Source organism: Mesorhizobium sp. P2_E9 (genome assembly GCF_056403815.1).
In genome coordinates, this window is sequence record NZ_JBFUET010000004.1 from 76,975 (window position 1) to 92,991 (window position 16,017).

The following is a 16,017-nucleotide window of genomic DNA, read 5'->3' on the forward strand; positions in this document are numbered from 1 at the left end:
GCTGCAGTCGTCGAAACAGAGGAGGATGGCATGAAGATCGAAGTCGTGGTGGACGTGAAGACGACGCTGGGCGAAGGCCCGCTCTGGGACGTCGAGCAGGAGCGCCTGTACTGGATCGACAGTTTCGACGGGCGTGTGTTTCGTGCCACCGCCGATGGGCGCGAGATCCGCTGCTGGGACGTGCCGATGAAGATCGGCTCGATGGCGCTGCGCAAGGATGGCAGCGGCGCGGTCGTCTCGCTGCAGCGCGGCTTCCATCTGCTCGATTTCGCCTCTGGCGATGTGACCTTGATCCATGATCCGGAGCCGGACAGGCCGATGAACCGTCTCAATGACGGCAAGGTCGACCGACGCGGCCGCTTCTTCGCCGGCTCGATGGACACGATGGAGGAGGGGCCATCCGGCGGACTCTACCGGCTCGATCCGGATTTCTCCGTCACCCGGATCGATTCCGGCATCATCTGCTCCAACGGTCCGTGCTGGAGCCCCGACGACCGCACCTTCTATTTCGCCGACACCTGGACCGGCGAGATCTGGGCCTACGATTACGACATCGACACCGGGGCTGCCACCAACCGCCGCACCTTCGTGCGCGTCGATACCAGCAAGGGCGGGGCCGCCGATGGCTCGACCGTGGATGCCGAGGGCTATCTGTGGAATGCGCTGGTCTATGACGGACGCCTGGTGCGCTATGCGCCTGACGGCAGCGTCGATCGCATCATCGACATGCCGGTGAAGAAGATCACCAGCGTCATGTTCGGCGGGCCGAAGCTCGACACGCTCTATGTCACCTCGATGGCCAAGCCGCCGCTGCCGCGCTTTCCCGGCGACGGTGTCCTGCGCGGCAGCCTGTTCGCCATATCAGGCCTCGGCGTGACCGGCGTTCCGGAGCCGCGGTTTGGCGGCTGACTTCGGCCCGCTGCAAGTTCAGCGGCACCATTTCTCGACAGCAATCGCAATCGCCTTTGTGCAATCGACGAGATCGCGCACCGAAACGCGTTCGTTCGGCTGATGCGCCTGCGCCGGATCGCCGGGGCCGAAATTGACGGTCGGCGTGTTGCCAAGGCCGGTCGGCAGGCCGATGTCGCTGTGCGCGCCGAAACCGCTGAGAATGGGCGATAGATTGGCTTCCTCGACCGCCTGCTGAAAGACGCCGACGAACGGATTGTCCGACGGGATTTCGGCGCAGTCCGCGTCGAGGATCCACTCTATGCGGGCCGGGTGCTTTCGCAGATAGGGATCTGCCTGGCAGACATTGGCGATATGCTCTTCGATTTCGCGTTTGACGTTGCCGCCCAGCCTGAACTCGTCATGCTCGCTCGGCAGATATTGCGCGTCGATGATGATCTCGCCGCGTCCTGCCATCGAGGAGGGGTGTTCGCCGGCGTTGATCTGGGTGACGATGATCTGGTTGGGCAGATCCATCAGCGGATGGTTCTTCCTGGGGTCGAACATCCAGCGCCGGTTGAGGATGTCGATGCCGTCGAGGATTTGCCGGCAAAGCTGGACGGCATCGACCGGGCCGCTCGAATACCAGGCATTCGGCGTGAGTTCGGCATGGCCGCCTATGCCGTCGATGATGATCCTGCCCCACAATATGCCGTGGCAGAGCGGCGCGATCTTGTTTGCCGTCGGTTCGGTCATGATGCCGGCGTCGGCGTGAAAGCCGCGATCGACCATGGCGAGCGACCCCATGCCGCCAATCTCCTCATCGACGACGGTCGTGAAGACGATATCGCCGGACAGGGGAATGTCGAGCTCCTTCAAGATCTCGACGGCCATCAGCATGCAGGCGACGCCGCCTTTCATGTCGACCGTGCCGCGGCCGTGCAGAAATCCCTCCTTGAGGACGGGCTGGAACGGGTCGGTCGCCCAGTGGCTGGCGGCGCCCGGTGGCACGACGTCGATATGGCCGGTGAGCATGATGGAGCGCCCGCCGCCGGTGCCTTTCAGGATGCCGCCGAGATTGGGCCGGCCCGAAAAAGTCCTGCCCTTGTTGGCGCCGGCGCGCCCCTTGTACTTTTCGTAGAGCGCGGGCCCATCCGGATCCCAGAGGTCGGTCGTGAAGCCGAGCGCTTCGATGCGCTTCTGCAGATAGAGCTGGCAATCACGCTCGCCGGGCCCGGCCTCCTTCGGATTGGATTTCACGATGGAGGGGAAGGCGACGAGATCGCTCAGCGTTGCGACGATGCGGTCGGCGGCTGCCTCGACGCGCGCGGCGATGATCTCTTCTTTGGACGGCATCATGATCTCCAACGTTGGGAAAGTCGGTCGGCGAGAAGGACGAACACCAGAAGGGCGCCGACAATCCCCACCTGCCAAACCGTGTTGATGTTCAATTGCAGAAGGCCGGTCTTCAGCGTGACCAGCAGCAGGACGGCCGCGAACACACCGCCGACGCCACCGCGTCCGCCGGTGATGACGATGCCTCCGAGCATGGCCGCGGTGAGCGATTCGAGTTCGAGGTTCTGGCCGATATTAGGCCTGCCGCTGCCGAGCCAGGCGAGTGAAACCAGACCAGCAGCACCAGCGAGCGCGCCGCTCAAGCAATAGAGGATGAAGCGCACGCGATCGACCGGAATGCCGACCAGTTTGGCCGAGCGTTCGTTGAAGCCCATGGCGTAGATCCAGCGCCCCCAAGCCGTCGAGATCAGCATCAGGCCGGCCAGGACGAAACATGGGATGGCGAGCGTCAGGAAAGGCAAGGGAATGCCCATGACGACGCCACGGCCCCAGACAAGCAGCCATGACGGCACGCCAGCCTGGGCGGCACCTCCGGTAACAGCGAGTGCCGCGCCGGAATAGACGAAGAATGTTCCCAGCGTCGCGATGAAGGGCAGAAGGGCAAGCCCGTTGACCAGCCATCCGTTCAACGCACCGAGCGTTGCGCCTGCCAGGATGCAGACGGCCGGCAGCAGGACAGGCGGCAAGCCCAGCTTGATGCAAAGCATGGCCACGATGGCCGAAAGTGAGACCGCGCCGCCGACCGACAGGTCGATGCCGGCGCCGCCGGCCAGGATGACCAGCGCCTGGCCAAGGCCGACCAGCGCCAGGATCGTCGAGAACTGAAGGATGGTGGTGACGGTGCCGAGGTTGAAGACCGAAGGTCTGAGCGCCAGCAGGCCGACAATCACGATCAGCCAGAGCGCGCAGAGCAAAGCCAGGGTGAGGGCTGGGCCCTGCAGGTTGCGGAGCGTTTTCATGCGCGGGCCCGCTGGATCAGGCCAAGCGGCAGCCGGTTGGAGACTGCCTCGAAGCCAAGCACGCCGATGATGAGAACCCCAGTGACGACAGGCTGCCAGAGCGAGGGGACGCCGATCAACAGCAGTCCGTTCTGGAGAATGCGCAGGAGAAGCACGCCGAGCACGGTACCGATCAGGCTGCATTTGCCGCCCAATATGCTGGTGCCGCCGAGAATGACCGCGGCAATGGCATCGAGCGCCAGTGTGCTGCCGATCGTCATTTCGACATTGCGGTAGGTGGCGACATAGAAAGTGGCGGCGATGCCGGTCAGAAAGCCGCTGATGAGGAAGGTCATGAAGCGGGTCTTGATGACCGGTATGCCAGACAGCCGCGCCTTCTCTTCCGAATTGCCGATCGCCAGCAGATGCAGCCCATAGGGCGTTCGCCGCAACGCCAGCCAGACGATGAGATAAGCGACCGCGATCACCAGGGCAGGAACCGGAATACCGAATACGGTCGTTGCAAGAACATTGGTGAGGCTCGAGGGCAGGCCGGAAAGCCATTGCCCGCCGAGCAGGACGAAGACGGCGGTGCGGTAGACGCCGAGCAGGCCAAGCGTTCCGACGATGGCCGGAACGCGGCCCAGCACGACGACGGTTGCCGTCACGCATCCCAGCAGTGCCCCGACCAGCGGGCCGACAATGATCGCCAGCGCCGGGTTGCCATCGGCACCGAGCACGCGGCCGATGGCGATGGCCGCGAGCCCCATGACGATGCCGATCGACACGTCGATGCCGCCCATGGCCAGAAGCAAGGTCATGCCGAGGCCGATCAGCAACAGTTCGACGCTGTTGCGCAGGACCGTCGCCGCATTGCCTGACGTGGCGTAGTGGGGCGATGCGACAGAAAAGATGATGATCGCCAACAAACAGGCGACAAGCAGAGACCACTCGCGTCCGTTCATGGAGAAGACCCCGTTTGCAGACTGTCGCACCGCGCTCATGTCAGGCTCAGAAATTGAACTTGTCGACATTGTCCTTGGTGAAGACAGCCGGCGGTCCGAGCAGCAGGATGCCCTTGGCGGCATCGTAGGTGACGGGCTTCTCCAGGCCGGCGATCTTGTTCTCCGCCTCGAAGGCCTTGCCGTCGATCAACTGCTTGCCGGCCCAGACCGTGAGATAGCCGAGCTGCTCGGGATCCCACAGCACGGTGAAGCCGAAGGCGCCACTCTTCAGGTAGGAGCGCGCCGTGTTCGGGCTGCAGTAGCCGGCACCGATGACGGAGCCGATCTTGCCGGCGGTTTCAATGGCCTGGGCAACGCCGGGGCAGGTCGAGGAAGCAACGGCAATGATGGCCTTGATGTCGGGATTGGCGGCCATGAGATCGCCTGATATTTGCGCGGCGCGCTCGGCCGTGCCACCGGCGAATTGCGGCGCGAGCAGCTTCAGCTTCGGATATTTGGCGGTGGCCTGCTTCTGCATGAAGCCGATCCAGGCGTTGAGATTGGACGCTGTCGCCTCGCCGGAGACGATGCCGATCGTTGCGTCCTCGCCGACGCGCTTGACGAGTTCGTCGACGATCGTGGTGCCGAGGCCTTCGTCGGTCGCCTGCGCCACATAGACAGCGCGGCCGCTGTCGGGCGCATCGCTGTCGCTGGTGAACAGTTTGATGCCCTTCGCCTTGGCGCTCTCGACCACGGGGGCGATGCTGGAGGCATCAAGCACGCTGACCGAAATCGCCTCGACGCCTTGGTCGATCAGGTTCTGGACGATCTGCAACTGGTCGACCGGGTTGGTGTCGACAGGGCCGGAATAGATGAAATCGACGCCAAGATCCTTGGCGGCGCGATTGCCACCGGCTTCCATGGCGTTGAAATAGGGGATGCCGATCAACTGCGGGACGAAGGCGACCTTGTGTTTGTCGGCGGCGTGCGCTGCCGTGGCAATGACGAGTGACAATGCGGAGGCGGCGAGCACTTTCTTGAACTGTGAAAGCATTGTGGTTTGATCCTCTCTGGAAATGACGTGCGTTTCAGTTTGTTTTTTCGAGCGCCCGCACGTCGGGATGAGCGCCTGTTATGAGCGAAACGACTTCCTCGTGATTGGTCTCGGTCGCCAGCCGTTCGGCCACCTTGCGGCCGCGCCGGAACACGACGATGCGGTCGGCAACCTCGAAGACTTCGGAAATGTTGTGGCTGATGAGGACGACGGCACAGCCGCGCGCGGCAAGCCGCCGGGTCAGCGCCAGCACCTTGCGGGTCTCGGCAACGGCAAGAGCCGCCGTCGGCTCGTCCATGATGACCAGTTTGGCGTTCAGATTGAGCGCCCTGCAGATGGCAACGGCTTGACGCTGGCCGCCAGACAGGCTGCCAACGGGCGCTTCCGGATCGGAAATATGAGCGTCGAGCTCCTTCAGCAGGCCATCGACGCGCTGGCGCATTTCCTGACGCTTCAGAAACGGAATGCCCAAAATGGAGCGTTTCAATTCACGGCCGAGAAACACGTTTTCGGCGATCGACAGGTTCTCCGAGAGTGCCAGTTCCTGGAAGATCGTCGCGATCCCCGATGACGCCGCATCCTTGGGCGAGGAGAAGGCAACCGGATTGCCCTCGATGACGAGTTCGCCATCGCTCGGCGCATGGGCGCCCGCCAGGATCTTGATGAAGGTCGATTTGCCCGCGCCATTGTCGCCGAGCAGTGCCAGCACCTCGCCGGAGCGGATCTCCAGGTCGACATTTGAAAGCGCCGTCAGCGCGCCGAAGCGCTTGGCGATGTTCCTGGCGACAAGAAAGGGTTCTGTCATAACGGGTTCCCCGGCGGTCGATCGGGCTAAGTGGCTAAACGGTCTTGCTCACCCAGCGCAGCACGTTGGTCCAAAGGCGCGCATAGCCGGGCCATTCGACGAAGCTGTTGGGCAGCCAGTGCGGGCCGATATCCGACGTCCAGACCAGGGTGCGACCCTCGCCATGGCGTCCCGTGACCAGCAGCGGGTGACCGCCCTGGTCCCGCGGCAGCCGAGCCAGGACTTCGACATCGTCCCGGTCGCGGGCAACGACTTCGTTGGCGCCGAGAAGAATGGGCCACTCGCCGTCGATGCCGGCAAAGAGCGGGTGATCCCCGGGGCCGATGATCTCAGGCCGAAAGCCCTCGGGAATTTCCAACCGGTCATCGTTGGGCAGGCAGGTCACGGGCAGCGCATCCTCGACCGCCGTGCGATGCCAGCGCGCCTTGCCGTCGATGCCCTGGAAGGAGAGGTAGCCGCCGATCATGATCAGGCCGCCGCCGGCCAGCGTCCAGTCGCGCAGCAACTTGAGCCGGTTGGGCACCGTCTTGCCGTGCAGCCAGACATCGGGATGCAGCAGCAGCGAGTTCGCGCCGATGTCGGAGAGGATGATCGCCTTGTATTGCGACAGACCCTCCATGGTGAAAGGCAGCTTTTCGACGGCCTCATGGGCGGGCATGTAGTCAAGATCGAATTCGCTGTCCTTCAAGGCATTGACGAGCGGTGTTGCGCCCAGATGAAAGGTGACGCTGCCGAACTGGTCGAAGCCCTTGTAGTGGGTCGCCGAACTCATCCAGCTCTCGCCGACCAGAAGGACTTTTGCTTTCGCCATGATCATATTCTCCTGATTTCGCCAGATGGGCCGATGCCCAGAAAACGATAAGTATTTGATTTAACTTGCCATCGCAGCGTCGTTCGCCAAGGCGGTGGCCTTCAGGGTCGCAAAATCCGCGATGTAGCCCTGCGCGCCTTCGACGGTGGTCGTCAGGCTCGCGCCGATCGCGGCATAGCGGGCGGCGGCATCCAGCGACGCGCCATGCAGCCAGAGGCTGAGGAAAATGCCGGCAAAACTGTCGCCGGCGCCGGTGGCGTCGACGCGGTTGACCGGCAGCGCCGGCACCTCGATCTGTGGGCCGCCACCCGACGGGAAGACGACCGCGCCAAACTCACCAAGGGTGAGCACGACCGACCCGCGCGGCTTGATGCGCGACAGCATCAGCCGCACCTCTTCGATCATGCTCGCCATCCCGGTGCGAAAGCCGAAAATCTCCCGCATCATCACGTCGTTGATGAAGGTCAGGTCGATCTGCCTGACCATCTGCGTAAAAGCTTCCGGCGTGCGCGCGCTCTTGGGCAGGCCGGCCGAATGCAGGCTCACCTTCCAACCCGCCTGATGAAAGCGCTCTATCGAGGCGATCATCGTCTCATAGTGAAAGCCCTCGATATGCAGGCAGGCCGGGCGCTGTTCGGGCTGGATGTCCAGATTGGCGGTCAGGTCGACCTCACCCAGTTCGAATGGTTCGCTGATGATAGTGCGGCTGCCATTGCGCTCGATGATGACGATCGCTTGCGAAAGCCGGTTGTTGGGCGTGCTGCGGATGGGGAGGGCGTGGACACCCAGTTTGGCGAGCTCGCCCAGCGCCCAGTCGCTCTCGGCATCCCTGCCGACCGCCGTCGCCAGTTCCACGTCAAGGGCATAGGGCACCCCGACGCCTGCCGCGGCAACCGCGAGATTGGCCGCCGGTCCGCCCAGTGCCTTTTCGATATGGCTGGCGGTGATGCGGTCGTCGCGATGCGGCAGCACGTCGACGCGGCACAGGAAGTCGACGCTGACGCGTCCGGCGACCAGAAGCCTTGGCAGGTGATCGAGATTATTTGGCCTGCGCGGCGCGCGGCCGGGCAGCGAGCGGGCGAAGGAACTCGGCCGGTACATCAGCGCGGCAACCGCCTTCTCGATGCGGTCGCGCGTGTCTTCCCTGAGGCCGGCGGTGCCATTGATGAAGTTCGACACCGTGCCGATGGAGACACCGGCGGTTCGTGCGACATCCGCTATGGTAGGGCGCTTGCGTTGCAATTGCCTGGTTCCGATTGAAGCGTTTCAAACGGTAGCAGCGAAGATGCGATGCCTCAACGGAATTATCTTCCAAAGAATTGATGCTGTTGCTCTGGACTTGGAAATCAAAACCATGACGCGGCCGAAATTCGAATTCGCGTTACCAAATTTGAACGATTTTCAATTTTTGGCTAAAGGTTTGTGCATTCGCATTTTCTGCACTTTGTTTGGCCGATCGGCCTGATTGGTGCTCGGCGCAGTTGCCATTTCGTCGGCCGCGAGCGGCTGACAGAATCCGACACGCGGCGTGTTTTTGCGGGCAAGGCGCCTTGTTTGGTTTCGACGCCTGACACTGGAGTTTGAGGGCGTTGCCACATTCAAATCCGGTTGGTACGTAGCTGACAAATTCCAGTTGCTGCAATTGCCGTAGCGTTTCTTGTTTCCAACGGATCGGCTTCTCATGACACTGCTGCTGAAGGTTTGCCGTCCGGAGTCGACCCATGACGGCTCCAGCGTCGATAAGTCGATAAAATGACGCCGGAGAACGGTCTGGCGATTCACAACAGACGTGAGATCGGAATTTCGTGATGACCGAGACCTCTACCAGTTCAGGTGCTGGACCAGCGTCGCCCCGGCGTCATCTCCTGATTGCTGGAACAGGCCGGGCTGGGACAAGCTTTCTCGTCAAGTATCTAACTGCCCTTGGTCTGGACACCAGCTTCGGGCGCTACGGTGAAGAGGGGGCTGGCTGGTCTTCTTCCGCCAATGCCGGTTTGGAACAGATGCTGCTGGTCCAGCCGGACCAGGATTTGCCCTATGTCCTCAAGTCGCCGTGGGCCGGGGAATATATTGAGGAGATCCTGGGCAGCAAGCGATTTGCGATCGATGCGCTGGTGGTTCCCATTCGCGATCTTGTCGAGGCCGCTACCAGCCGCGCCGTGGCGGAGTATCGATCGGTTCATCAGACCCAGCCGTGGGTTGCGGACAAGCTGGATCGAACCTGGGAGGTAGCCGGGGTGACCCCCGGCGGGCTCGTTTTTTCACTCAATCCGCTCGATCAGGCCAGGCTGCTGGCCGTCAGCTTCCACAGGTTGGTTCATCGTGCCGCCGAGGCCCAAATTCCACTTGTTTTTCCAGTCTTCCCGCGGATGGTTGAAGACTGGGAATATCTCTACCACACGCTGAAACCCATCCTACCCATAGACGTGTCTCCGCAAACTGCTCGGGAGGCACACGCCAGCGTTGCTTCGCTTGCCAAGGTCAGGATCGGCGACGAAGTTGCAACACAGAAAGGGCTATCGGCGGCGGATACAGTGATTCCCCAACCGCAAATCCGATACCCGAGCCCTGTGGAGGTGGACAATATTGCGTTACGCCGCGAGCTCCGCGGCGTTCGAGAGGAAAAGCTCGCCGCGGATGCAGCGCTCGAGCGCGCCAGGATCAACCAGGAAAAGCTGGCCGCGGATGCGGCGATCCAGAACGCAGGGATCAATGAGGAAAAGCTCGCCGCGGATGCGGCGCTCGATCGGGCCAGGGTCAGTCAGGAAGCGCTGAGTGCGGCCGTAGCGGCGCACGCCGAAGAGCGGACCAGACTCGACGCCGAAATCGACCGCCTTCGTCGTCAAGTAATTGCAATGAGCTTGCGTCGACGCCTGAGGCGGCTGGTCGGGTTGAAGTGATACGAGGCTAGATCAGCAACAGGCCCTTCATGCTGGAATGGCCTTTCCGGCCGACGATGATGTCGTGCGCGCCGATCTTCATTTTCGTGCCGGGCAGGACCGAGGGCGCCGGAGATCGCAAACAGGCCGGCTTTCTTCAATGGTCAAGAAATAGCAGAGCCGTCGGGTGGTGCCCGGCGGCTCTTCTTCGATCGGCTGCTGCCGTTTTAGCCGGTGCCTAAGGCGTTGTCTCCGCTTCGATCTTGGTAGCCATCTGATCGATCTTGCCGGCAAGGACGCCTTGGGCCCAGGCCGTGACATCGGCATCGACGGGCTTGTTGGCCATGTCCGCCAGCGCTGCGTCGAGTGATGCCGGATCGGTGCCGGCGGTAGCCGCGGTAGCCGCTGCCTCGGCCTGGTCGGCTGCCGTGTTGTCGGCGGTGACCACTGCCTGCTGAGCAGTGACCTCGGCCTGCAGAGCCGATATCTTCCCGGGCAGGGCCGCCTGGTCTGCGGGCGACATGGCGGCAATCTGAGCGGCCGTGAGCGACGTCAGCGCGCTCAGTTGCGAATTCAGGGTATCCAGTTGCGCCTGGGCGGCGGCCGCCGTGGCGGCTGCCTCGTCTGCCGCGGCTTGGGCGACCTTGGCTTTCGCCGACTGCGTCACAAATGCCTGGATGGCAGCGAACTTCTTGCTCTTGGAGTTCATGTAGGCGTTGATGTTGCGCTGCAGCGAGTTCAGCCGGCCAAGCTTGGCGTGGATGTTCTTCTCCTTGGGCACGGACGAGACCTCAGTCGTATCGACCGTGGTGTCCGTTTCCGACTTGGCCACCTGTCCCGGGGCTGACGACGACTTGCCGTGCGAAGCGCCGCTTTTGCCATGCGAGGCGCCAGCATTGCCGTTGCCATTGCCGCCGCCGTTACCGCCACCATTGCCACCACCGTTACCGCCACCATTGCCACCACCGCCCCCGTGCCCATTGCCGCCGGCTCCGGCGAGCGCAGGGGACGCCAGAAGCGTCAATGCGGCAAGCGCCGCGAACAGTGTTTTTCGGTTTGTCATGGGTAACCTCCTCGGGGAATCGCCATCCGCCCCGACAGCTAAGGAAGCGTCGTATGAGGAATTGCTAACTGTACAGAGTAAACTTTAGACAAATGCGGTCTCAATACGCGATCTGGAAACCAGAAGGCGCCATAACCTTTTGTTATTTCACAAAAATTATTGCCATGAAGCTGCTGCAGTACTGAAGTCCCATGTCGGCCGGACTATGGTCCTAGTTGCCAATCCGCGGCACGGCAACGGCCACGCAGGCGCCTGGTTTCATCCCGGCGAAGACGACTTCGACGGCATGCGGGTCGTTGCCCTAGATCAGCAGCAGGCCCTTCATGCTGGCGTAGCCCTTGCGCCCGATGATGATGTGGTCGTGCACGGCGATGCCCAGCCGCTTGCCCGCTTCGATGATCTCCTTCGTCATCTCGATGTCGGCGCGCGAAGGCGTCGGGTCGCCTGATGGGTGGTTGTGGACAAGGATGATGGCGGTGGCCGAGAGTTCGAGCGCCCGCTTGACCACTTCCCGGGGATAGACGGGCGTGTGGTCGACAGTGCCGGTCTGCTGCACTTCGTCGGCAATCAGTGCGTTCTTCTTGTCGAGGAACAGGATGCGGAACTGCTCGCGCGCTTCGAAGGCCATGGCCGAGCGGCAATAGGCGAGAAGCTGCGTCCAGGACGAAAGGACCTCGCGGCCATGGACCTCGCCGTGCGCCATGCGCTGGGCCGTCGCCGCGACAACCTTCAGGTCGAACGCCACCGCCGGGCCGATACCCGTGACCTCCTGCAGCAGGTTGACGGGCGCGCCAAGCACTTCGGCCAGCGTGCCGAAGCGCGCCAGGAGCGCCTTGGCGGCTGGCTTGGTGTCGGCGCGCGGGATCAGCCGGAAGAGCAAGAGCTCGAGGAGTTCATAGTCGGGCAGGGCGTCTGGACCCGCCGAGGCAAAGCGCTCGCGCAAGCGGTCGCGATGACCGAGATAGCCAGGTTTTTCGGCTGGAGCCGGCCTGGCCTTCGCCGCTGGCCGGATCGGCACCTCGGAGAAGAAACTCCGCTCGTCGTCGTCGCTGGCTTTCCCCATCTGCCCCCGCATCCGGCCAATCAGTCGGGCAAAGCCGTCGCCCGGTGTATCAAATACTAGGCCGGCAGACCGGGACGGTCGAGGTTGTTGGGCGAGAGCGTGAAAATCTCGCAGCCGGTGTCGGTCACGCCGATCGTGTGCTCGTACTGCGCCGACAGCGAACGGTCGCGCGTCACCGCCGTCCAGCCATCCGACAGCACTTTCACATGCGGGCGGCCGAGGTTGATCATCGGCTCGATGGTGAAGATCATGCCGGGCCGCATCTCGACGCCCTCATTGGCGCTGCCATAGTGCAGGATGTTCGGAGCGTCGTGGAAGAGCTGGCCGACGCCGTGGCCGCAGAAATCACGCACCACCGAGCAGCGCTCCGCCTCCGCAAAAGTCTGGATGGCGGCGCCGATGGCGCCGGTGCGGGCACCCGGCCTGACCACGGCAATGCCGCGCATCAGGCATTCATGGGTGACCTCGAGCAGCCGCTCGGCGGCGCGCTTGATCGTGCCGACCGGATACATGCGCGAGGAATCGCCGTGCCAGCCATCGAGGATATAGGTGACGTCGATGTTGACGATGTCGCCATCCTTCAGCGGCTTGTTGTCGGGAATGCCGTGACAGACGACGTGGTTGATAGAGGTGCAGGACGATTTCGTGTAGCCGCGATAGTTGAGCGTCGCCGGCAGTGCGCCGTGATCCATGCCGAACTCGAAGACGAAACGGTCGATGGTGTCCGTGGTGACGCCGGGCGCGACCATCGGCACCAGCGCGTCCAGGCAACGCGCGGTGAGGTCGCATGCTTTGCGCATGCCGGCAAAACCATCCTCGCCATAGAGGCGGATCTGGCCGGTGTTTCGGAGAGGGGCCGTGGCGGCGTCGAGATAGGTGACCATTTTGTCCGTATAGAAGGGTGGGCGCTGAGCGGGCGTGAAAATCCCACCAGATTTGGCACTTGAGGGCAAAAGGTTCAAGGAAGAACTGCCTGATGCAACCCAAGCCGTCGCGATATTCGTCGCGTCGGGGCGATCTCTCGTCGGTTTTTACACGGTTTGCTTTCCTTTCCAGCCATCGTGCGCTAGGGCGGGACGATGTTTTGGAGATCGCGTCCAGCCCAAAAGCGCGCCAGATCGCTTGAAGCGCCGCTGACGGCAGCCTGCTCCTGTCTGATGGGCCTGGTGCTGCTGGCGATGCTGTGCCTCGGCCGGCCTGATGTGCCCGCCTTCGCGGACCCTGCCCAGGGCGGCGCCAGCGTTGGCCTGGAACGGTCGGGCGAAGTCGCGGCGCTGCTGAGCGTCACCAACAAGGCCCAGGCCCTGGAGGTTCGCAGCGCCCGGCCGGTGCTGGCCAAGCTCGTCGGCGGTCATCCGGCGCTGCCGGCCCCGCAAGCTGTTTTCCTTTGGCTCGCTCCGATGTCGCCGGCGGTTGTTGTTGCCGGATCTGGCACGGTCTCCGCCGCTAGCGCGAGTACCAACCAGCCGCGTGCGCCGCCGTCTGCGCAGGCCTGAGCGGTCCAGGACCGCACGTTCACCACCATTTCCAAGCCATTCGCGTCGCAACCCGTGCGGCGGCCAGGAGCCGCGCATGGGTGGCGCGGCGCGTCATTTTCGGATGATTGCAATGCAACAACGTATCAAGACATTCAAAAGCCTGTCGCGTGCGGCCTCGGCTGCTTCCTTCCTGTCCGTCCAGGCGTTCATCTGCATCGGAACCGTTTATTGGGCGATCGCCGAGACGCTCTATCTGTCGGGAAGCGGAGCGCTCGTCCTTGGCGCCTTGTTCGCCCTGCCGTCGGCCTATGTTCTGCTGACGGCGGTGCGCATGGCCTTCGACGCGGAGACCGATCCGGCCAACCAGTAATCGCGTCGCCAACTTGGAAAGTGCTGCCGGACTACCTGGTGCCGGCAGAACTTTCCTCGGCGCGTTTGCAGCAAAAATGGCCGTTTTCGCAGTGACGACACATTTGCGTGCCACAAATCGGGTAACGCAACTTTTGACGACGAACGGCGTTGCTTGGGCGACGCCAGTTCGGGAGATGTCTGATGGACAGATTGCAATTCGAGGTGCCGGTGCGCATTGCGCAAGGCCCCGGCTTGCCCGTCGAGGAGATTTACAGCGTCGAGCAGGCGCTGGATTTTCTCCAGGACTGGCCGGCGCGCCGGCAGGGGCCGGTGTATCAGAAAGCTTTCAATGCCTGCTTTGGCGCCACGGTGGACGTGGTCAAGACCGAGGATGCCTGCCGCGCGTTCATGGCGTTCTGCCGTGTCACCGGACTGATGGCCAGCGACATGATGGCGCCGCGCAAGCGTGGCGGCGAGGCGAGGGCGCTGCAGGCCTGACGGCTGCTTCGCCTGTCATCGACCAACTCCGCCTCTCAACCAACTTCGCTTGAACGCGTGATGATCTCGCGTGCGGATCATTGCGTGTGTCCTTCCATGATGACGCATCGATGGCGGCGTTAAGCTTCCGTTTCCACCTTGGCGGCTACGCCATTGCTTGTTCGGCGATGGTTGATTCGTTGCGTCAGTCTCAGGGTTTGGAAGATGTCCCCAGAAAAAGTCCGTGCATTCCCAATCGACCGTCAGCTGTTCCTAGTCAGAGAAGTTGCAGCCAAGCTCGACAATCTGCATGGCGAACCTGCAGCCTCGTTCTGGAGGGCTAAGGCAGCCGAGTTGCTTGACCTCGTTGTAGGGTCAGGCAGGGACAGAGCAACAGCCAGTGATGAAGTACGCAGGTTTTTCCTGGCCGTGCAAAGAGAGCTTTCGGCTGGACTGGCGGCTGAGGCGGCTCCAGTTCTTTCCGCCTGAAGAAAAGACTATTTTGTATTACGCTACGTCGTTTACGCCAATGGCGCGTAAACGACGCCTTTTGTTGCGTGTTTCTGTGCTTTAACTGTACCGAATTTACATGGCAGCCGAGTCTCGCGTTGTTTCTGGATGGCTGAAACAGAGATTTCCCGGCCTTTCAGGGGGGGCGGCGGTAGCGGCCATTCTCATGGCGCTGACGCTCTTCGTCGGTTCGACGGGCCCTGTCGAAACGACCTGCACGGGGCCAAGTGGCGGCGTCGAGAATCGCGCGGGGGCCGGAACACAGTTTGATATCAGCTAAAGACCTGATCCGCGAAGCGGGATATTGAAGAGGCGGGGTCCCTTGATGGACCAACCCCGCCTCAAGGTATTTTGGGCTTAGGCGCCCTGCAGACGGGCTATGTCGGCAGGAGTGGCAGGGCGCTCGACGATGGTGCGGCCCGTTGCATCCTTCATCTCGAACTTGCCGTTCTCGACCTGCTCCTTGGTTCCGTCGGGATGAGTGACCTCGACCTTGTTGCCGTCCACTTCGACCTTATCGCCGGTCGTCGGATTCACATGCTCGTGGCCTTCATCGTTGGCGTCATGGTTGTCGCCCGCCCCATTGTCATGGCCGCTGGACCCGGAATTGCCACCGTCATCTCCCCCGCCGCCGGGGCCGGAATTGCCGCCTGAACCGGAGCCGCCGCCATGGCCCTCTCCGCCACCACCGCCACCTTCCCCCTTCGCGTAGGCTGCGGCGGGGCCGATCTTGGCCACGGCGTGAAGGTTCAGTTGATAGGGGGCTGCCGTCAGAGCCAACGCTGTCGAGGCACGCAATGCCAGACGGATGAATCGCCTTGAAGTCAAATTATGCATGATGGTCCTCCTTGCTAACCTGGAGGCAACGTGGCCGTCGCTCGATTATTCCGGCATTGGCCGGGAAGAAGCTGATGAAGCGATATCTAAGACCTATGTCGCAGATATCTCGGACCAACATCCTGCCTGACCGGTGCTTGCAATCGCCAATGGAACACCGAACCCGATGAGGCCGACAATCGAGCGGCATTGCGCCGCTTCGATATGTCAAAGTTAAATGCGGAGAGGTTGCTTCGTTGCTAATTAAGTGGTGGCGGGGGGCTGCTCGGGAGGAGCGCCCATGGATATACGAGATCTCGTTGCGAAGATGTCAGCCAAGCTGTTGAAGGGCCGTGGCAAGTCCCTTTCGCTGTCCACCAAGCCGATTCGTACATCCTTGGCCGACATTCCCCTTAAACCGCGGCAGGGGATTGTGCATCGCCCATCGCCTCCGGTTCGTCCGGCCAGCAACATGTAGCTCCAAGGCTGTCGCGAGCGAAGGTTGCCTCACACTGCTGGGGGGCGGGAGCACGGCCGCCGCGAGTTTTGTTCATCGCGATGTCGCGTGCACCGGTCTAACAGCG

At 62.5% G+C, this 16,017-nt stretch carries 17 protein-coding genes; 6 read left to right on the forward strand and 11 right to left on the reverse strand.

What is annotated here, in order from left to right:
- Nucleotides 1–30: 30 nt before the first annotated feature.
- On the forward strand, nt 31–909 hold the full coding sequence (locus AC1D05_RS08770) for an SMP-30/gluconolactonase/LRE family protein (RefSeq protein WP_477440079.1): 879 nt from the start codon (nt 31–33) through the stop codon (nt 907–909).
- An 18-nt stretch (nt 910–927) separates the two neighbouring features.
- Here the strand turns inward: AC1D05_RS08770 and AC1D05_RS08775 are convergent, their stop codons facing one another.
- The 7 genes from AC1D05_RS08775 to AC1D05_RS08805 are packed head-to-tail and all read right to left on the reverse strand — an operon-like array spanning nt 928 to nt 8,038.
- Nucleotides 928–2,247, reverse strand: a complete 1,320-nt coding sequence (locus tag AC1D05_RS08775; protein WP_477440081.1) for a M20 family metallopeptidase — start codon at nt 2,245–2,247, stop codon at nt 928–930.
- Nucleotides 2,244–3,203: an ABC transporter permease gene (locus AC1D05_RS08780; protein WP_477440083.1), complete on the reverse strand. Its 960-nt coding sequence runs from the start codon at nt 3,201–3,203 to the stop codon at nt 2,244–2,246. Before AC1D05_RS08780 ends, AC1D05_RS08775 begins: the two co-directional genes overlap by 4 nt.
- A complete protein-coding gene (locus AC1D05_RS08785; RefSeq protein ID WP_477440085.1) occupies nt 3,200–4,147 on the reverse strand; it encodes an ABC transporter permease in 948 nt (315 codons plus the stop codon). Before AC1D05_RS08785 ends, AC1D05_RS08780 begins: the two co-directional genes overlap by 4 nt.
- Before the next feature lie 46 nt (nt 4,148–4,193).
- Complete coding sequence (locus AC1D05_RS08790) at nt 4,194–5,180, reverse strand: autoinducer 2 ABC transporter substrate-binding protein (RefSeq protein ID WP_477440087.1); 987 nt, start codon at nt 5,178–5,180, stop codon at nt 4,194–4,196.
- A gap of 34 nt (nt 5,181–5,214) precedes the next feature.
- Entirely contained in the window at nt 5,215–5,985 is a 771-nt protein-coding gene (locus AC1D05_RS08795) for an ATP-binding cassette domain-containing protein (RefSeq protein ID WP_477440089.1), read from the reverse strand.
- Nucleotides 5,986–6,019: 34 nt separating this feature from the next.
- On the reverse strand, nt 6,020–6,796 hold the full coding sequence (locus AC1D05_RS08800; RefSeq protein ID WP_477440091.1) for a glutamine amidotransferase: 777 nt from the start codon (nt 6,794–6,796) through the stop codon (nt 6,020–6,022).
- Between the two features lie 60 nt (nt 6,797–6,856).
- On the reverse strand, nt 6,857–8,038 hold the full coding sequence (locus AC1D05_RS08805) for a carbohydrate kinase family protein (RefSeq protein WP_477440093.1): 1,182 nt from the start codon (nt 8,036–8,038) through the stop codon (nt 6,857–6,859).
- A 566-nt stretch (nt 8,039–8,604) separates the two neighbouring features.
- Between AC1D05_RS08805 and AC1D05_RS08810 the strand changes: the two genes are divergently transcribed.
- On the forward strand, nt 8,605–9,696 hold the full coding sequence (locus tag AC1D05_RS08810) for a hypothetical protein (protein ID WP_477440095.1): 1,092 nt from the start codon (nt 8,605–8,607) through the stop codon (nt 9,694–9,696).
- A 217-nt stretch (nt 9,697–9,913) separates the two neighbouring features.
- Here the strand turns inward: AC1D05_RS08810 and AC1D05_RS08815 are convergent, their stop codons facing one another.
- The 3 genes from AC1D05_RS08815 to map form a co-directional block, all read right to left on the reverse strand.
- The gene (locus AC1D05_RS08815) at nt 9,914–10,738 is read right to left on the reverse strand and encodes a hypothetical protein (RefSeq protein ID WP_477440097.1); all 825 of its coding nucleotides are present in this window, start codon (nt 10,736–10,738) and stop codon (nt 9,914–9,916) included.
- A gap of 301 nt (nt 10,739–11,039) precedes the next feature.
- A complete protein-coding gene (radC, locus tag AC1D05_RS08820) occupies nt 11,040–11,801 on the reverse strand; it encodes a RadC family protein (RefSeq protein WP_477440099.1) in 762 nt (253 codons plus the stop codon).
- A gap of 56 nt (nt 11,802–11,857) precedes the next feature.
- Entirely contained in the window at nt 11,858–12,685 is an 828-nt protein-coding gene (map, locus tag AC1D05_RS08825) for a type I methionyl aminopeptidase (protein ID WP_477440100.1), read from the reverse strand.
- A 195-nt stretch (nt 12,686–12,880) separates the two neighbouring features.
- Between map and AC1D05_RS08830 the strand changes: the two genes are divergently transcribed.
- The 4 genes from AC1D05_RS08830 (at nt 12,881) to AC1D05_RS08845 (ending at nt 14,596) form a co-directional block, all read left to right on the forward strand.
- Nucleotides 12,881–13,297, forward strand: a complete 417-nt coding sequence (locus AC1D05_RS08830; protein ID WP_477440102.1) for a hypothetical protein — start codon at nt 12,881–12,883, stop codon at nt 13,295–13,297.
- 76 nt (nt 13,298–13,373) lie between these two features.
- The gene (locus AC1D05_RS08835; protein ID WP_477440104.1) at nt 13,374–13,649 is read left to right on the forward strand and encodes a hypothetical protein; all 276 of its coding nucleotides are present in this window, start codon (nt 13,374–13,376) and stop codon (nt 13,647–13,649) included.
- A 182-nt stretch (nt 13,650–13,831) separates the two neighbouring features.
- Nucleotides 13,832–14,128, forward strand: coding sequence for a DUF982 domain-containing protein (locus AC1D05_RS08840; RefSeq protein WP_202322056.1), 297 nt, complete (start codon nt 13,832–13,834; stop codon nt 14,126–14,128).
- A 204-nt stretch (nt 14,129–14,332) separates the two neighbouring features.
- Complete coding sequence (locus AC1D05_RS08845; RefSeq protein WP_477440106.1) at nt 14,333–14,596, forward strand: DUF6074 family protein; 264 nt, start codon at nt 14,333–14,335, stop codon at nt 14,594–14,596.
- Nucleotides 14,597–14,974: 378 nt separating this feature from the next.
- On the opposite strand, the gene AC1D05_RS08850 is transcribed toward AC1D05_RS08845, so the two are convergent.
- On the reverse strand, nt 14,975–15,454 hold the full coding sequence (locus tag AC1D05_RS08850; protein ID WP_477440108.1) for a hypothetical protein: 480 nt from the start codon (nt 15,452–15,454) through the stop codon (nt 14,975–14,977).
- Nucleotides 15,455–16,017 lie beyond the last annotated feature (563 nt).

What these genes read in the sequence shown, in the direction of transcription:
- AC1D05_RS08770 (WP_477440079.1), top strand. Translation starts at nt 31, where the DNA reads ATGAAGATCGAAGTCGTGGTGGACGTGAAGACGACGCTGGGCGAAGGC.
- AC1D05_RS08775 (WP_477440081.1), bottom strand. Translation starts at nt 2,247, where the DNA reads ATGATGCCGTCCAAAGAAGAGATCATCGCCGCGCGCGTCGAGGCAGCC.
- AC1D05_RS08780 (WP_477440083.1), bottom strand. Translation starts at nt 3,203, where the DNA reads ATGAAAACGCTCCGCAACCTGCAGGGCCCAGCCCTCACCCTGGCTTTG.
- AC1D05_RS08785 (WP_477440085.1), bottom strand. Translation starts at nt 4,147, where the DNA reads ATGAACGGACGCGAGTGGTCTCTGCTTGTCGCCTGTTTGTTGGCGATC.
- AC1D05_RS08790 (WP_477440087.1), bottom strand. Translation starts at nt 5,180, where the DNA reads ATGCTTTCACAGTTCAAGAAAGTGCTCGCCGCCTCCGCATTGTCACTC.
- AC1D05_RS08795 (WP_477440089.1), bottom strand. Translation starts at nt 5,985, where the DNA reads ATGACAGAACCCTTTCTTGTCGCCAGGAACATCGCCAAGCGCTTCGGC.
- AC1D05_RS08800 (WP_477440091.1), bottom strand. Translation starts at nt 6,796, where the DNA reads ATGGCGAAAGCAAAAGTCCTTCTGGTCGGCGAGAGCTGGATGAGTTCG.
- AC1D05_RS08810 (WP_477440095.1), top strand. Translation starts at nt 8,605, where the DNA reads ATGACCGAGACCTCTACCAGTTCAGGTGCTGGACCAGCGTCGCCCCGG.
- AC1D05_RS08815 (WP_477440097.1), bottom strand. Translation starts at nt 10,738, where the DNA reads ATGACAAACCGAAAAACACTGTTCGCGGCGCTTGCCGCATTGACGCTT.
- radC (WP_477440099.1), bottom strand. Translation starts at nt 11,801, where the DNA reads ATGGGGAAAGCCAGCGACGACGACGAGCGGAGTTTCTTCTCCGAGGTG.
- map (WP_477440100.1), bottom strand. Translation starts at nt 12,685, where the DNA reads ATGGTCACCTATCTCGACGCCGCCACGGCCCCTCTCCGAAACACCGGC.
- AC1D05_RS08830 (WP_477440102.1), top strand. Translation starts at nt 12,881, where the DNA reads ATGTTTTGGAGATCGCGTCCAGCCCAAAAGCGCGCCAGATCGCTTGAA.
- AC1D05_RS08835 (WP_477440104.1), top strand. Translation starts at nt 13,374, where the DNA reads ATGGGTGGCGCGGCGCGTCATTTTCGGATGATTGCAATGCAACAACGT.
- AC1D05_RS08840 (WP_202322056.1), top strand. Translation starts at nt 13,832, where the DNA reads ATGGACAGATTGCAATTCGAGGTGCCGGTGCGCATTGCGCAAGGCCCC.
- AC1D05_RS08845 (WP_477440106.1), top strand. Translation starts at nt 14,333, where the DNA reads ATGTCCCCAGAAAAAGTCCGTGCATTCCCAATCGACCGTCAGCTGTTC.
- AC1D05_RS08850 (WP_477440108.1), bottom strand. Translation starts at nt 15,454, where the DNA reads ATGCATAATTTGACTTCAAGGCGATTCATCCGTCTGGCATTGCGTGCC.